Source organism: Mesorhizobium sp. WSM2240 (genome assembly GCF_040438645.1).
GTDB lineage: Bacteria > Pseudomonadota > Alphaproteobacteria > Rhizobiales > Rhizobiaceae > Allomesorhizobium.
Window position 1 is genome coordinate 1,682,475 of the sequence record NZ_CP159253.1, and the last position, 13,425, is coordinate 1,695,899.

At 63.2% G+C, this 13,425-nt stretch carries 17 protein-coding genes; 10 read left to right on the top strand and 7 right to left on the bottom strand.

Features of this window, described 5'->3' with window-relative positions:
• Positions 1-87: 87 nt before the first annotated feature.
• On the top strand, positions 88-654 hold the full coding sequence (locus ABVK50_RS08015; RefSeq protein ID WP_353642063.1) for a hypothetical protein: 567 nt from the start codon (positions 88-90) through the stop codon (positions 652-654).
• 95 nt (positions 655-749) lie between these two features.
• Here ABVK50_RS08015 and ABVK50_RS08020 read toward each other — a convergent pair whose 3' ends face one another.
• Both ABVK50_RS08020 and ABVK50_RS08025 read right to left on the bottom strand, forming a co-directional pair.
• The gene (locus tag ABVK50_RS08020; RefSeq protein WP_353645985.1) at positions 750-1,364 is read right to left on the bottom strand and encodes an HD family hydrolase; all 615 of its coding nucleotides are present in this window, start codon (positions 1,362-1,364) and stop codon (positions 750-752) included.
• Entirely contained in the window at positions 1,361-2,248 is an 888-nt protein-coding gene (locus ABVK50_RS08025) for a folate-binding protein YgfZ (protein ID WP_353642062.1), read from the bottom strand. The genes ABVK50_RS08020 and ABVK50_RS08025 overlap by 4 nt, the downstream gene beginning before the upstream one ends.
• Positions 2,249-2,334: 86 nt before the next feature.
• On the opposite strand from ABVK50_RS08025, the gene ABVK50_RS08030 reads away from it, so the two are divergent.
• Positions 2,335-3,666: a dihydroorotase gene (locus ABVK50_RS08030; protein ID WP_353642061.1), complete on the top strand. Its 1,332-nt coding sequence runs from the start codon at positions 2,335-2,337 to the stop codon at positions 3,664-3,666.
• Here the strand turns inward: ABVK50_RS08030 and ABVK50_RS08035 are convergent, their stop codons facing one another.
• From ABVK50_RS08035 to ABVK50_RS08050, 4 genes are all read right to left on the bottom strand, one after another.
• Positions 3,667-4,452, bottom strand: coding sequence for a hypothetical protein (locus ABVK50_RS08035; protein ID WP_353642060.1), 786 nt, complete (start codon positions 4,450-4,452; stop codon positions 3,667-3,669). It abuts the gene before it with no gap.
• 76 nt (positions 4,453-4,528) lie between these two features.
• Positions 4,529-4,792 carry a hypothetical protein gene (locus ABVK50_RS08040; protein ID WP_353642059.1) on the bottom strand — a complete coding sequence of 88 codons (264 nt, stop codon included), beginning with the start codon at positions 4,790-4,792 and terminating at the stop codon, positions 4,529-4,531.
• A gap of 134 nt (positions 4,793-4,926) precedes the next feature.
• A complete protein-coding gene (locus tag ABVK50_RS08045; RefSeq protein ID WP_353642058.1) occupies positions 4,927-5,304 on the bottom strand; it encodes a TIGR02301 family protein in 378 nt (125 codons plus the stop codon).
• Between the two features lie 57 nt (positions 5,305-5,361).
• Positions 5,362-5,775 carry an NUDIX domain-containing protein gene (locus ABVK50_RS08050; RefSeq protein ID WP_353642057.1) on the bottom strand — a complete coding sequence of 138 codons (414 nt, stop codon included), beginning with the start codon at positions 5,773-5,775 and terminating at the stop codon, positions 5,362-5,364.
• Between the two features lie 303 nt (positions 5,776-6,078).
• Here ABVK50_RS08050 and ABVK50_RS08055 point away from each other — a divergent pair, with 303 nt between their 5' ends.
• Both ABVK50_RS08055 and ABVK50_RS08060 read left to right on the top strand, forming a co-directional pair.
• Positions 6,079-6,555 (top strand): DUF2799 domain-containing protein, encoded by a 477-nt coding sequence (locus tag ABVK50_RS08055; RefSeq protein ID WP_353642056.1) that lies wholly within the window; start codon positions 6,079-6,081, stop codon positions 6,553-6,555.
• Positions 6,556-6,558: 3 nt separating this feature from the next.
• On the top strand, positions 6,559-7,317 hold the full coding sequence (locus tag ABVK50_RS08060; protein WP_353642055.1) for an SOS response-associated peptidase: 759 nt from the start codon (positions 6,559-6,561) through the stop codon (positions 7,315-7,317).
• On the opposite strand, the gene ABVK50_RS08065 is transcribed toward ABVK50_RS08060, so the two are convergent.
• Positions 7,314-7,469, bottom strand: coding sequence for a transcriptional regulator (locus tag ABVK50_RS08065; RefSeq protein WP_353642054.1), 156 nt, complete (start codon positions 7,467-7,469; stop codon positions 7,314-7,316). The genes ABVK50_RS08060 and ABVK50_RS08065 overlap by 4 nt on opposite strands.
• 395 nt (positions 7,470-7,864) lie before the next feature.
• Between ABVK50_RS08065 and cysS the strand changes: the two genes are divergently transcribed.
• From cysS to cimA, 6 genes are all read left to right on the top strand, one after another.
• Positions 7,865-9,379: a cysteine--tRNA ligase gene (gene cysS, locus ABVK50_RS08070; RefSeq protein ID WP_353642053.1), complete on the top strand. Its 1,515-nt coding sequence runs from the start codon at positions 7,865-7,867 to the stop codon at positions 9,377-9,379.
• On the top strand, positions 9,376-9,759 hold the full coding sequence (locus ABVK50_RS08075; protein ID WP_353642052.1) for a VOC family protein: 384 nt from the start codon (positions 9,376-9,378) through the stop codon (positions 9,757-9,759). The genes cysS and ABVK50_RS08075 overlap by 4 nt, the downstream gene beginning before the upstream one ends.
• Before the next feature lie 96 nt (positions 9,760-9,855).
• A complete protein-coding gene (locus tag ABVK50_RS08080) occupies positions 9,856-10,347 on the top strand; it encodes a GFA family protein (protein WP_353645984.1) in 492 nt (163 codons plus the stop codon).
• On the top strand, positions 10,344-10,820 hold the full coding sequence (locus ABVK50_RS08085; RefSeq protein ID WP_353642051.1) for a GFA family protein: 477 nt from the start codon (positions 10,344-10,346) through the stop codon (positions 10,818-10,820). The genes ABVK50_RS08080 and ABVK50_RS08085 overlap by 4 nt, the downstream gene beginning before the upstream one ends.
• Positions 10,817-11,779, top strand: coding sequence for a prolyl aminopeptidase (gene pip / locus ABVK50_RS08090; protein ID WP_353642050.1), 963 nt, complete (start codon positions 10,817-10,819; stop codon positions 11,777-11,779). The genes ABVK50_RS08085 and pip overlap by 4 nt, the downstream gene beginning before the upstream one ends.
• 13 nt (positions 11,780-11,792) lie before the next feature.
• Positions 11,793-13,409 (top strand): citramalate synthase, encoded by a 1,617-nt coding sequence (gene cimA, locus ABVK50_RS08095; RefSeq protein WP_353642049.1) that lies wholly within the window; start codon positions 11,793-11,795, stop codon positions 13,407-13,409.
• Positions 13,410-13,425 lie beyond the last annotated feature (16 nt).

The window sequence follows — 13,425 nt, forward strand, 5'->3', positions numbered from 1 at the left end:
CGCACGAACAAACGGGGCGATAGGCTCCGACATGCCGGCGGTTGCCACCAGCGCGTCGCCGGAGTTTGTTCGAACAGGAAGAGAAACATGATGAAAACCGTCCTTTCAATCACGACCGCTGCTCTCGTCGCTGCTTCGATGCTGGCGGCTCCATCCATCGCCTTGGCAGGCGGCCTGAGCGTATCCGGCGACGTCGGCGGCGGAGCAAGTGTCGGCGGCGGGGCCGGTGTAGGCGGCGGAGCGAGCGTCGGCCTCGGCGGGGCCGGCAAAGCCGCGGGTGGCGCGGCGCACGGCAAGGGTGGCGTCGGCGTCGATGCAGCAGTGGGTGCAGACGCATCGGCGGGCGCCGATGCGAAATTTGGCAAAGCCGTATCGTCCATCCGCTCAGCCGCGAAATCAGCGGCGGACTTGTCCTCGGTGACCGACGCATCGAAGGTCAGCGTGGTGAGCATCGATGCGCTTGCCAAGGGTAAAAACGACGTCGCGATTGAAAACGCGCTTTCGGAAAATGGGGATGCGGTAAGCACGCTCCAAAGCCAGATTGCGGCGAACGCGGCAATTTCAGAAGCCCTGGCGGCCGAAAATGTCGATGTTTCTTCCGTTGTGGCCGCGTCGCTAAACGCGGATGGAAGCGTGATCGTCTACTCGCGCTGAGCCTGAATCTGCGTCTCCCGGCCGGCGGGGCGTACCAGCTCCGCCGGCCTTGCAGGCGCGAAGCCCGGCGCGTTGGCCGGGTTTCGGCCGCCGGATTACCTTCCGCGCAGCTTTTCGATCGCCTCGAAGCGTTGCAGGAACGCCTTTTGCACCGCCTTCGTCGGGCCGGGCATGATATCGAGCCGCTCCGCCGAAAAGCCGCGCGGCCGGCCGAAGAACTGGGTCGCCTCTGCAATGGAGAAGCCGGCGAGCATCGTCGCCTCGAAGTAGGCGGCGATCTGATCCGCCCGCTTGATGTCGGCCCTCAATTTTTCGCCTGTCTCGGCAGGCAGCGAAAACCGGATGTGAATCGCGCGCTGCAGACGCTGCTCGACCGTCTTGTAGCCGCCGCCGATGGCGGACTTGAACGGCGAGATCATGTCGCCGATTACATATTCGGGCGCATCGTGCAGCAGGGCCGCCAATTGCGCATCCGGCGAAACCTGCTTCGCCTGTTCGGAATAGATCGCTTCCACCAGAAGCGAATGCTGGGCGACCGAGAAGGCGTGGTCGCCGCCAGTCTGTCCGTTCCAGCGGGCCACGCGGGCGAGTCCGTGGGCGATGTCGGAAATCTCGATGTCGAGCGGCGAGGGATCGAGCAGGTCGAGGCGGCGGCCGGATAGCATGCGCTGCCAGGCGCGCGGCGGCGCTCCGGGCCTGTCGGCCATCAGGCGTCACCCGCTGCGGCCGTCTCCTCGGGGAACGAGAATTTCGCCCATTCCGGTATGGCGAGCGACAAGGCAACGCCGCCGGCGAGAATCGGCACGCCCTCGTCCATCGCAGCCTTGACCTTATCGATGCGCACGACCGCCAAGCCGGATTTGCCCGCGACCGAACCGAGCGCTCCAACGGATCGGCCGTCGGCGACAATATCGGCGCCGGGCGCCGGCAGCGCGCCTTCGGCTGAGGCGATCAGCACGCGCCGGCGCGCCGTGCCGCGGTGCTGCATGCGTGAGACAACTTCCTGTCCGACATAGCAGCCTTTCCGGAAGCCGACGCCGCTCATCTGGTCGAGCAGCACATCGTGGGGAAATGCATCGCCCAGCTCGTAGTCCCGTCCGCTTTCAGCAATGCCGTGGGCGATGCGGAAAGCATGCCACGCCGAGACGTCCGCGGAAGCGCCGGCTGCCTGGCCATAGTTCCTGAACACTCTTGCCGAAGGCGGGAAGCGAAGGTCACGCAATCCGGTTGATTCAGTTTGTAAAGCGCTTGAATCGGAAACTGAAGCCTCTGAATCATCCCGCCACGAGACGGAGACAAGCGCCTGATCGCGCGAGGAAATATCGACCTTGGCGCGCAGCCGGTAAAGTATCAGGCGTCGAACGAAATCGGCTGCCGCATCCGCCCGGCATTCGAGCAGGAAGGCGGATTCGCCATCGCGCGACACGAGAAAGTCGAACAGGATCTTACCCTGCGGGGTCAAAAGCGCGCCCGGTTTCGCCTCACCGTTAGCCAGCGCATCGAGATCGGGGGTCACTATATTCTGCAGGAAGTGCTCCCCATCCGCTCCCGATACGGAGATGAGCGCGCGATCGTCTAGCTGGGTGGTGGGCATGGGCGGCAACGCACCTGATGTTGCAAATCGGTCGGCCATTACGTAAGCCGCACACAACGCGCGAGCAAGAGCCAGAGGCAGGGCAAATGGCGGAGACCTTCGACCTTATCCTGAAGGGCGGCACGGTGGTCAACCAGGACGGGATCGGCCTGCGGGACATCGGCGTGACCGGAGGGCGGATCGCCGCTATCGGCGATCTCTCGCCGGCTTCAGCGGGCGAGACTATCGATTGCCGCGGGCTGCATATCCTGCCGGGCGTCGTCGACAGCCAGGTCCACTTCCGCGAGCCTGGGCTGGAGCATAAGGAAGATCTCGAATCGGGCTCGCGCGCCGCGGTGCTGGGTGGCGTCACCGCCGTCTTCGAGATGCCCAACACCAACCCGCTGACGACGAGCGCGGAGGCGCTTGCCGACAAGGTCAAGCGGGCGACAAACCGCATGCATTGCGATTTCGCCTTCTGGGTCGGCGGCACGCGGGAGAATGCCGCCCAAATCGCCGAGTTGGAGCGGCTGCCGGGCGCCGCCGGCATCAAGGTCTTCATGGGCTCATCGACCGGCGACCTTCTGGTCGAGGATGACGAAGGCGTGGCCTCGATCCTGAGGAACACGCGCCGGCGCGCCGCCTTCCATTCGGAGGACGAGTTCCGGCTGCGGGAGCGGCTGGGCGAACGCAAAGAGGACGATCCATCTTCCCACCCGGTTTGGCGCGACGAGATCGCGGCGCTGCGCTGCACCGAGCGGCTGGTGCGCATAGCCCGGCAGGTACGCGCCCGCATCCATGTGCTGCACATTTCCACGGCCGAGGAAATCGCATTCCTGGAGGCGCATAAGGACGTGGCGAGTTGCGAAGCGACGCCGCATCATCTGACGCTGTCGGCGGACGACTATGCGCGGCTCGGCACGCTGCTCCAGATGAACCCGCCGGTGCGCGACAAGCGTCATCGCGACGGCGTTTGGCACGGCATTTCGCAGGGCGTCGTCGACGTGCTGGGTTCCGACCACGCGCCGCATACGCTTGAGGAAAAGGCAAAACCCTATCCGGCCTCGCCGTCGGGCATGACAGGCGTGCAAACGCTGGTGCCGATCATGCTCGACCATGTGAATGCGGGGCGGTTGACGCTGGAACGTTTCGTCGACCTGACCAGTCATGGCCCGCATCGCCTGTTCGGCATGGCGCGCAAGGGCCGCATCGCGGCCGGCTATGACGCTGACTTCACCGTTGTCGACCTCAAGCGCCGCGAAACCATCACCAACGAGCAGGCCGGTTCGAAGGCGGGCTGGACGCCGTATCATGGCAAGCAGGTGACAGGTTGGCCGGTCGGAACGATCGTGCGCGGCAGGCGCGTCATGTGGGAGGCCGAGATCATCGAAGCCGGGAAGGGCAGGGCCGTGGAATTCTCCGAGGCGTTGCCTGCCTGATTATTCGCCGGCGACGAAGAACGCCCAGCGCCCGTCCGGAGTAATGCCGAGGCGGTAGAAGATATACGAGCCGAAATTCTTCATGTCCTCGTAATCGCCGGCGGTCACGATCTTGAACAGTTCGACGTGCTGGCGCGCATCGAGCCTGTCGAGCGGAATGGCGAAGAAGTAGGGCCAGACATAGAGCTCTTCCGCGCCGCCGGCATCGAGATGCACATAGCCGGCGCTCAGCACCTCTTCCATGATTGCGAGGATTTCGCGGCCTTCATCGTCGCCCGAAAGGCTCTTGAGATGTTCGATCGGATCGCCTTCGATGCCCGCCAGGGAAAGCTGGGTCATGTCGTCACCGAGCCCGATCAACGGACGCAGCCTTTCGATGTCGCCGCTCTTAGCCGCCTCGATCAACAACTCGCGCATGCGCTTGACGTCAGGCGGAAGCCTTTCGATGTCGTAGATCACCTCCGGCAGGGGCCCCGTGGCTTCGGCATCAGGCTGTTCTACACCCTCCGGTGTTTCCTCTCCGGTGGGGCCGGTCTTTTCAGGGTCGATTGGCTGGTCGGCCGACGGGGGCTGCACTGAATCAGGAAACGGCACCGTGTTTTCCAAGCCGCCCGAGGGAGCAGGCGAGGTCGGCGCCGGCAGTTCTTCGCGCTTTATCTCGCTGAGCGCGAAGGCCGGCGCCATGCCGGCGGATATTATCGGCAAGGCCAGGCAAATCGCGGCCAGGCGCGGGAGCAATCCGGCGGCTGCGCCATGTCGGCGCGATTCGCCTGTCTGATGATCCATTCCGCAGTTTCTCCGGGCGCGTAGCCATTATCGCGCCCCACGCCATCACACAATGAAAAGCCCTAGAGGGGGTGTGTCAATGTCGCATGCGCACCGGTTCGAATTCGCCGGCGATCACCTTTTCACGCATGCGGTCGAGCAGCGCCAGGGCCGCGTCCTCGCCATTGTTGCGCAAAATCTCGGCAAATGCCGTAGCGAGCGCGGCTTCCGCGATGATTTCGGCTTCGATGCCGGCGGAAAGCCCCTCCGCCCAGGCCTCGTTATGACATTCGACGGCGGTCAGGCGCTTTTCTTCACGGACCAATGCGTCGAGATCGCTAACACTCTGTTCAACTGCCAATTTGTACCACCCTTCCAAGTTCGGATCCGGCGATTTCGGACCAACTTGATCTATTCCCTTAATGTCCCGTTAAGAGTCCTAGCACACCAAACCGCGCCTGTACGCCCGGCATTGCCAGAAAAGTTAACCGGCGCTTAATTTCCGTAGCGCGCCGCCACCTCGCGCGTAAGCGCTTCGCCTTCCTTCATGTAGCGGCTGATCGCCGCGGTCGCCGACGCCGTGCAACTCGTGTAGGTGCCGGCGAAGGAGCGATAGCCCCGGTTGAAGCTGGCGATGAATTTGGCGCGGCGCGCCGGATCGGGATTTTCCGCCTGCAGCAGCTTGTCCATCTCGCCGCGCCACTGTTCGCCGGGTTCGCCGCAGAGATTGCGCAGGAAATGCAGCGAACCAAGAATTTCGGCAAGCCGCACCAGACTGCTCTCGAACGGAGCTTCCGCCGCACGCACCTGCTGCGGAAAAGCCGCCGTGCTGAAGGCGACATATGCGATGAAGAACAGTGAGGCCCGGCCCATAAGCCTTTGTAACGAAACATTTGTCTGCCGCAAGGCGAGGAGGGCGGCTATTCCCGGCTAATTGCTGTCGCCGAGCAATTCGCGGCAAATGTCCATGATCGAATCGGTAAGCGGCAGGTTTTCCATTTCCGAGAGCGTGTAGAAACAGGCCTCCTCGGCGTCGCTGGCGCAGGCCGGTTCGCCGCCCGCCGCCTTTCCGGTAAACACTTCGAGCCGGTAGGTGATCTCCTCGCCGTCCACCAGCGCGTCGATCAGATACTCGCGCAGCGGCGTCAGTGCGGCCGTCATCATTCCGGTTTCCTCGAGAAGTTCGCGCCTTGCGGCTTCTTCGCTGGTTTCGCCGGCCTCGACCCGCCCGCCCGGAAAGGCATAGAGCCCACGTGACGGCTCCAGCGCGCGCTTGACCAGCAGCACCGTTTCGCCGCGCACCAGCGCCACCGACACCGCCGCAATCGTTCGCTTCTCCATCATCTCGCAGGCTCCGCTGATTGTTGAGGATAGCTTGGTGCGTCCACTGGATAGCGGTTGCGGCGGGGCTTTTCCATGGCCACCAGCGTCATCGCAACTGGCAGTGGATGGTTCCACGAAAAGCAACCGTCACTCGTTGCATTTGGCACAATCTAAAGGAATAACGTCCCGGGGGTTCAATCATGGGGAATGGGGGCATGTGGCATGATTGCAGGGAATTTTCGGCTGGCCGCAGTTGGAGCGGCCGCGGCGGGGCTCATGGCGCTCTCTTCCTGCGCCACACTCAATAAACAACAATGCGAGACAGTGAACTGGAGCCAACTTGGCCAGGGAGACGGCGCGGCTGGCCGGCCGGCTTCATATGTCCAGCAGCATGAACAGGCATGCTCGAAGCATAAACTGCCGGTCAACTCGACGGAATGGCATACCGGGTGGAAAGTCGGGATAAGGGCCTATTGCACGCCGGCCAATGCGCTGCGTGAAGGCCGCGAAGGCCGCTATTACGCCAATTCCTGTCCCGCCGATCTGGCGTCGGACTTTCAGACCGCCTACCATATCGGCAAGCGACTCTATGATGCGAGTACCGAGCGGATGCGTGTGCAGAATGAACTGGATTCGCTGCTGGAGAAGCTGAAGGACGCCAAGACACCGGAGGAACAGCGCGCTTTGCGGCTCGAGATCGACCTTAAGAGGTCCTCCCTCTATTCCGCCGACAGTCGGGTCCGCGATGCGGAAAGGGCTCTCGATTTCTATATCATCTCAAGAAACCTGCAACGCGGCTAGCGAATGTGCGGACGCTTTGCGCTGACGGCGACGCCAGAGGACATCGACGCGATGTTCGCGCTCCTCGATGTCGTCGCGTTTCCGCCCCGCTACAACATCGCGCCGACGCAACCGGTGCTGATGATCATGGCCGGCGAAAGGCAGGAGCCGGGCGCCAACCGACCCGACCGGCGCTCGCTTCTGGTCCGCTGGGGGTTCATTCCGGCATGGGCCAAGGACACGAAATCCTTTCCGCTGCTGATCAACGCCCGCGCCGAAACCGCCATAGAGAAGGCCGCGTTCCGCACCGCCATGCGTCATCGCCGCGCACTGCTGCCGGCCTCCGGCTTCTACGAATGGAGGCGCGAAGGCAAAGACAGGCCGCAACCCTATTGGGTGCGCCCGAGGCATGGCGGCGTCGTCGCATTTGCGGCGCTGATGGAAATGTATGCAGAGCCGGGCGGATCGGAGATCGACACCGGCGCGATCCTGACCACGGCGGCCAGTGCGGACATCGCCCACATTCACGACCGCATGCCTGTGGTGATTCAGCCGGAGGATTTTTCGCGCTGGCTCGACTGCCGCACGCAGGAGCCGCGCGATATCGTTGATCTGATGCGTCCGGCGCAGTCCGACTTCTTCGAGGCAATTCCGGTTTCGGATTTGGTCAACAAGGTCGCCAACACCGGGCCTGACCTTCAGCGCAGGGTGGAGCCTGCGGCAGCCACCCTACGGAAGCCGGCGAAGAAAGCGTCGGCGGCCGATCAACTGACGCTGTTTTAAGCCGCCTTGCTGGGTGTGGGCGGAGCAGGCTTGCGCTTCTTGGCCGCCAGGAGGGCGGCGACGATGGCGGCAGGCCCGATCGCGCGGTAGTGGCGCGTCAGAGTGGCATATTGGGCGCGAGCGCGTTCCTGATCGCTCTTGAAGGCTGACATGGTTCTCTTCCCTAGGGTCAATTCTGCATTTGGGCCGTCCAGATGATGGCCGATTTGGTCCAAATCGTGACGTCGGACCGCGTTCCCGGCCGGCTTCCCGATTTGATGTATAGACATGTTTAATAAAACCTTTGGGTTTTCGTTCCGACATAGGAAAGACGACCTGTTTGCTACGAAGTTGCGACTTGACTGCAACACCCGCCAGGCGCGATAAAGCTGCCCATGAAAACGTGTCGCGCCATTTGTGGCATTTGCATTATTGGCTAGCGCTCGCGCTGGTCCGGACGTTTTCGCCTTTTCTCTCGACAGACAGGACAAACGCCCCGGCCAGCAGGCTGGAGCACAATCGCGGCCGGCGCCGTGATTTGGCTTCGTGAAACCGGACTGGATTTCGAATGGCGGACGGACAAAAGGGCCTGAAACTCTACAACACGCTGAGCCGCGCGAAGGAGGATTTTGTCCCCATCGATGCGGAGAATGTCCGCATGTATGTCTGCGGCCCGACCGTCTATGACTTCGCCCATATCGGCAATGCGCGGCCGGCCATTGTCTTCGACGTGCTTTTCCGGCTGCTGCGCCACTTCTACGGCGAGGATCACGTCACCTATGTGCGCAATATCACCGACGTGGACGACAAGATCAACGCGCGGGCGGCACGCGATTTTCCTGACCTGCCACTGAACGAGGCGATCCGCCGCGTCACCGAGATCACGAATAACCAGTACCAGAAGGATGTCGCAGCGCTCGGCTGCCTGGAGCCGACCTTCCAGCCGCGCGCAACCGAATTCGTGCTGCCGAGGCCTGACGGCAAGACCGACATGGCGACGTTGATTCAGCGTCTCATCGAACGCGGCCATGCCTATGAAGCCAAAGGCGAAATCCTCTTCGATACGGCGTCGATGGCCGATTACGGACAGCTTTCGAAGCGCAATCTCGACGAGCAGCAGGCCGGCGCGCGCGTCGCCGTCGAGGCGCACAAGAAGAACCCGCAGGATTTTGTGCTCTGGAAGGAATCATCCGCAGAGGAGCCGGGCTGGAATGCGTCGTTCACATTGCCGGGCCGCACGGCGACAATCCGCGGCCGGCCGGGTTGGCACATCGAGTGCTCGGCAATGTCGGAGGCTTATCTCGGCGAAATCTTCGACATCCATGGCGGCGGCCTCGACTTGATCTTCCCGCACCACGAGAACGAGATCGCGCAATCGCGCTGCGCTCACGGCACCGACGTGATGGCGAACTACTGGATGCACAACGGCTTCCTCCAGGTCGAGGGCCGCAAGATGTCGAAGAGCGAGGGCAATTTCGTCACGATCAACGAATTGCTGGAGACAGATAAGTTCGGCGGGCGCAAATGGCCCGGCGAGGTGCTGCGGCTGGCGATGCTGATGACGCACTATCGCGAGCCGATAGATTTCAGTGTGAGGAAGCTGGAGAATGCCGAAAGACTTCTCACACGCTGGTATCGGATGCTCTCGGAAGTTTGGCCGGTCGAGCCATCTTCACCAAGCGCTGAGATGATCGAGGCGCTGAGTGATGACCTCAATACGGTCGAGGCGCTTGATGTCCTGTACTCGTCGTTTACGTCGCATGAGGCTGGTGTGTTGGAGGCCGGCGCCTCAGAGTCTGGCTGGGACTTCTATGATCCTGAAAATGCTGCGGTTGCGCTGGCATCCGCCCGCTTCCTGGGATTGCTGACGATGGCTCCTGCCGTCTGGCTGCAAGGTTCGGCAGATGTCGACGCGGAACGGGTGGCCTCGCTTATAGCTGCGCGCCTCGCGCTTATCCGCGAAAAAGACTGGGCCGAGGCCGACCGCATCCGCGACGAGCTTCTGGCGCAGGGCATCCAGTTGAAGGACGGCAAGGATCCCGACACCGGCGAACGCGTGACGACATGGGAGGTAAAGCGATGATCGACCACACTGGCATAACAGTCGCGGATTTCGACGCCTCGAAGGCGTTTTACGACCGGGTGATGGCGCCGCTTGGCGCCTCGCTGCTCTACATGGTGCCGGCTGAATTCACCGGCGGCGTGAAGGTCGGCGGCTACGGACGTTCCAAACCCGATTTCTGGCTGCATGAGAATGCAAATACCGGGCCTGGGCGGCACTATGCTTTCACGGCGCGCTCGAGAGCCGAGGTCGATGCGTTTCATGCGGCCGCACTCGCCGCCGGCGGCAAGGACAATGGCGCGCCGGGCCTGCGCCCGCACTATCATGCGGACTACTACGGCGCCTTCGTCTTCGACCCGGACGGCAACAATATCGAGGCGGTCTGCCATGCGCCGGAATAGGTTGCCTGTGGCGAGCGAAACACGAGCAAACTCAGACGGATGCGTGCGTCGGCGGAATCGGCTTCGCAGCCGGGTGGGAGAGGGAGCGGCGACATGATGAGCCTCGACAACAAGCCCCTCTATACCGGCGGATGCCAGTGCGGCGCGGTGCGTTTCCGGATCGAGGGAGCGCTGGGCGACGCGTCGGTCTGCCATTGTCGCATGTGCCAGAAGGCCTCCGGCAATTTCTACGCCGCTCTCGTCTCGGTGCGCGACGCGAAGCTTGAATGGACACGCGGCGAGCCGAAACGCTTCCAATCCTCCAACTACGCGTTTCGCGGCTTCTGTCCCGATTGCGGAACGCCACTGACCTTCGAGGCGCCGGAGGGCATGGCGCTTGCCATCGGGGCGTTCGACGAACCGGCCGAGATAGCGCCGCGTATTCAGTGGGGGATCGAGGCGAAGCTGCCCTACGTCGATGGCGTCCCCGCGCTACCCGGCGCGGAGACAATCACCGACGAGGAGGCAAGCTCCTACTTGGCCCATCTCGTCTCCTATCAGCACCCGGACCACGACACGGAAAGCTGGCCGCCGAAGGGCCGCACATGAGCGCCGCAAGGATCACCGGAGGCTGCCAGTGCGGCGCGGTGCGTTTCCGGGTGACCGGCCTCGGCCGCGCCTCGATCTGCCATTGCCGGATGTGCCAGAAGGCGTTCGGCGGGTTCTTTGGCCCGCTGGTCACGGCGAAGGGCCTGGAGTGGACGCGCGGCGAACCGAGACGTTTCGCGAGTTCCAATGTCGCCAGGCGCGGCTTCTGCGCCGCCTGTGGTACGCCGCTGACCTATGAATATGAGGGCGGCATCGACGTGGCGATCGGTGCGCTGGACGATCCTAACCTCGCGCCGCCCACCGTCCAGCTCAATCCGGCCGACAAGCTGCCGATCTATGACGAACTCCACCGGTTGCCCGGCCGTCCGCCGGGCGAACAGGCCGCCAGCGACGCGTTCCTGGCTTCGGTCGAAAGCCACCAGCATCCCGACCACGACACCGACCAACCGCATTCCAGAGAAGCGAGATCATGACGGCCGAATTGCGCACCTTCTATCCCGAAATCGAGCCCTTCGAGACCGGCATGCTCGACGTTGGCGACGGCCACACGATCTATTGGGAGCGCGTCGGAACGCGCGGCGCCAAGCCGGCGGTGTTCCTGCATGGCGGGCCGGGCGGGGGCTCCTCGCCCAAGCAGCGGAGGGTATTCGATCCGAAACTCTACGACGTGATCCTGTTCGACCAGCGCGGCTGCGGAAAGTCGACGCCACATGCCGGGCTGGAGGCCAATACGACCTGGCATCTGGTCGCCGACATAGAGCGGCTGCGCGGGATGGCCGGCTTCGACAAATGGCTGGTGTTCGGCGGCTCGTGGGGTTCGACGCTTGCGCTCGCCTATGCGCAGACGCATCCGGAACGGGTTTCGGAACTGGTGGTGCGGGGCATCTACACGCTGACCAAGGCCGAGCTCGCCTGGTACTATCAGTTCGGCGTGTCGGAAATGTTCCCGGACAAGTGGGAGCGCTTCGTAGCGCCCATTCCGGAGGCCGAGCGCGGCGACATGATGGCTGCCTATCGCAAGCGTCTGGTCGGCGATGATCGGCAAGCGCAGATCGAAGCGGCACGGGCGTGGAGCCTGTGGGAAGGCGAGACGATCACGCTGCTGCCCGAGCCGGAGACCAGCGGCAAGTTCGGCGAGGATGATTTCGCCATAGCCTTCGCCCGGATCGAGAATCACTATTTCGTCCATGCCGGTTGGCTCGAAGAGGGCCAACTGATCCGCGACGCAGGAAAACTCAAGGATATTCCGGGCGTGATCGTCCACGGCCGCTACGACATGCCGTGCCCGGCGAGATTTGCCTGGGCGCTGCACAAGGCTTGGCCGGAAGCGGAGTTCCACCTGATCGAGGGGGCGGGGCACGCATTTACCGAGCCGGGCATTCTCGACCGGTTGATCCGCGCGACCGACAGGTTTGCGGGGAAGGCCACGTGAACCGAGCCGCGCCATGACCAAGCACCGCATCCACCTCTTCGACACCACGCTGCGCGACGGTCAGCAGACGCCGGGCGTGGACTTTTCCGTCGAGGACAAGATCGCCATCGCGAAGCTGCTCGACGAGTTTGGCATGGACTATGTCGAGGGCGGCTATCCCGGCGCGAACCCGACCGACACGGCGTTTTTCAGCGAAAAACGCACTGCGAATGCAAAATTCGTCGCCTTCGGCATGACCAAGCGGGCAGGGGTGTCGGCTTCCAACGATCCCGGCCTTGCCGCGCTCGTCCAGTCGAAATCCGACGCAATCTGCTTCGTTGCCAAGAGCTGGGATTATCATGTGCGCGTGGCTCTGGGCTGCACCAACGAGGAGAATTTGGAATCCATTGCTGCCTCTGTGGAAGCAGCCCGCGCCGCCAGCAAGGAGGCGCTGGTCGATTGCGAGCATTTCTTCGACGGGTTCAAGGCCAATCCGGATTATGCGCTGGCCTGTGCGAAGGCGGCATATGACGCAGGCGCACGCTGGGTGGTCCTGTGCGACACCAATGGCGGCACGCTGCCGTCGGAAGTCCGCGACGTCGTCGCAAAGGTGATCGCGTTGGGCATTCCGGGCGAAAACCTTGGCATCCACGCCCACGACGACACCGGCCAGGCGGTCGCCAATTCGCTGGCTGCGGTCGAGGCGGGCGTGCGCCAGATCCAGGGCACGCTGAACGGCATCGGTGAACGCTGCGGCAACGCCAATCTCATTTCCATCATCCCGACGCTGGTCCTGAAGCCAGCCTTCTCCCAACGCTTCGAAACCGGCATCTCGGCCGAGGCGCTGGCGGGTATATCGCGCTTGTCCCGCGCGTTCGACGAATTGCTCAACCGTGCGCCGGAAGCCCAGGCGCCATATGTCGGCATATCGGCCTTCGCCACCAAGGCCGGCATCCACGCTTCGGCGCTGGCCAAGGATCCCGCGACCTACGAGCATGTGCCGCCAGAGGCGGTCGGCAACCGTCGCAAGGTGATGGTCTCTGACCAGGGCGGCAAGGCGAATTTCGTCGCCGAGCTGAAGCGGCGCGGCATCGACGTCCCGCGGGAAGGCCACCGGCTCGATGCACTGATCAGCCTGGTCAAGGAGCGCGAGGCCGAGGGCTACGCCTATGAGGGCGCTGATGCGAGCTTCGAGCTTCTGGCGCGCAAAATGCTGCACACCGTACCGGAGTTCTTCCGCGTCACCTCGTTCCGCTGCATGGTCGAGCGGCGGTTCGACGCCAACGGCCAGCTGAAGACCGTATCGGAAGCTATCGTGAAGGTGCTGGTCGACGGCGAGGAGAAGATGTCGGTAGCCGAGGGTCATGGCCCGGTCAACGCGCTCGATTTGGCGCTGCGCAAGGATCTCGGCAAGTTCCAGCACGAGATAGGCGATCTCGAACTGGTCGACTACAAGGTGCGTATCCTCAACGGCGGCACCGAGGCGGTCACCCGCGTGCTGATCGAATCGCGCGACGCCGCTGGCGGACGCTGGTGGACGGTCGGGGTGTCGGACAACATCATCGACGCATCGTTCCAGGCATTGATGGATTCGATCGTCTTCAAGCTGATGAAGAACCGCGACATGGCCGGGCTGGTCGCGGCAGAGTAGCGCCACCCATAAGCGA

Bases quoted from the DNA above. Each gene is read 5' to 3' on its own strand.
- ABVK50_RS08015 (WP_353642063.1), top strand. From the start codon at position 88: ATGATGAAAACCGTCCTTTCAATCACGACCGCTGCTCTCGTCGCTGCT.
- ABVK50_RS08025 (WP_353642062.1), bottom strand. From the start codon at position 2,248: ATGCCCACCACCCAGCTAGACGATCGCGCGCTCATCTCCGTATCGGGA.
- ABVK50_RS08030 (WP_353642061.1), top strand. From the start codon at position 2,335: ATGGCGGAGACCTTCGACCTTATCCTGAAGGGCGGCACGGTGGTCAAC.
- ABVK50_RS08035 (WP_353642060.1), bottom strand. From the start codon at position 4,452: ATGGATCATCAGACAGGCGAATCGCGCCGACATGGCGCAGCCGCCGGA.
- ABVK50_RS08045 (WP_353642058.1), bottom strand. From the start codon at position 5,304: ATGGGCCGGGCCTCACTGTTCTTCATCGCATATGTCGCCTTCAGCACG.
- ABVK50_RS08050 (WP_353642057.1), bottom strand. From the start codon at position 5,775: ATGATGGAGAAGCGAACGATTGCGGCGGTGTCGGTGGCGCTGGTGCGC.
- ABVK50_RS08060 (WP_353642055.1), top strand. From the start codon at position 6,559: ATGTGCGGACGCTTTGCGCTGACGGCGACGCCAGAGGACATCGACGCG.
- ABVK50_RS08065 (WP_353642054.1), bottom strand. From the start codon at position 7,469: ATGTCAGCCTTCAAGAGCGATCAGGAACGCGCTCGCGCCCAATATGCC.
- cysS (WP_353642053.1), top strand. From the start codon at position 7,865: ATGGCGGACGGACAAAAGGGCCTGAAACTCTACAACACGCTGAGCCGC.
- ABVK50_RS08075 (WP_353642052.1), top strand. From the start codon at position 9,376: ATGATCGACCACACTGGCATAACAGTCGCGGATTTCGACGCCTCGAAG.
- ABVK50_RS08080 (WP_353645984.1), top strand. From the start codon at position 9,856: ATGAGCCTCGACAACAAGCCCCTCTATACCGGCGGATGCCAGTGCGGC.
- ABVK50_RS08085 (WP_353642051.1), top strand. From the start codon at position 10,344: ATGAGCGCCGCAAGGATCACCGGAGGCTGCCAGTGCGGCGCGGTGCGT.
- pip (WP_353642050.1), top strand. From the start codon at position 10,817: ATGACGGCCGAATTGCGCACCTTCTATCCCGAAATCGAGCCCTTCGAG.
- cimA (WP_353642049.1), top strand. From the start codon at position 11,793: ATGACCAAGCACCGCATCCACCTCTTCGACACCACGCTGCGCGACGGT.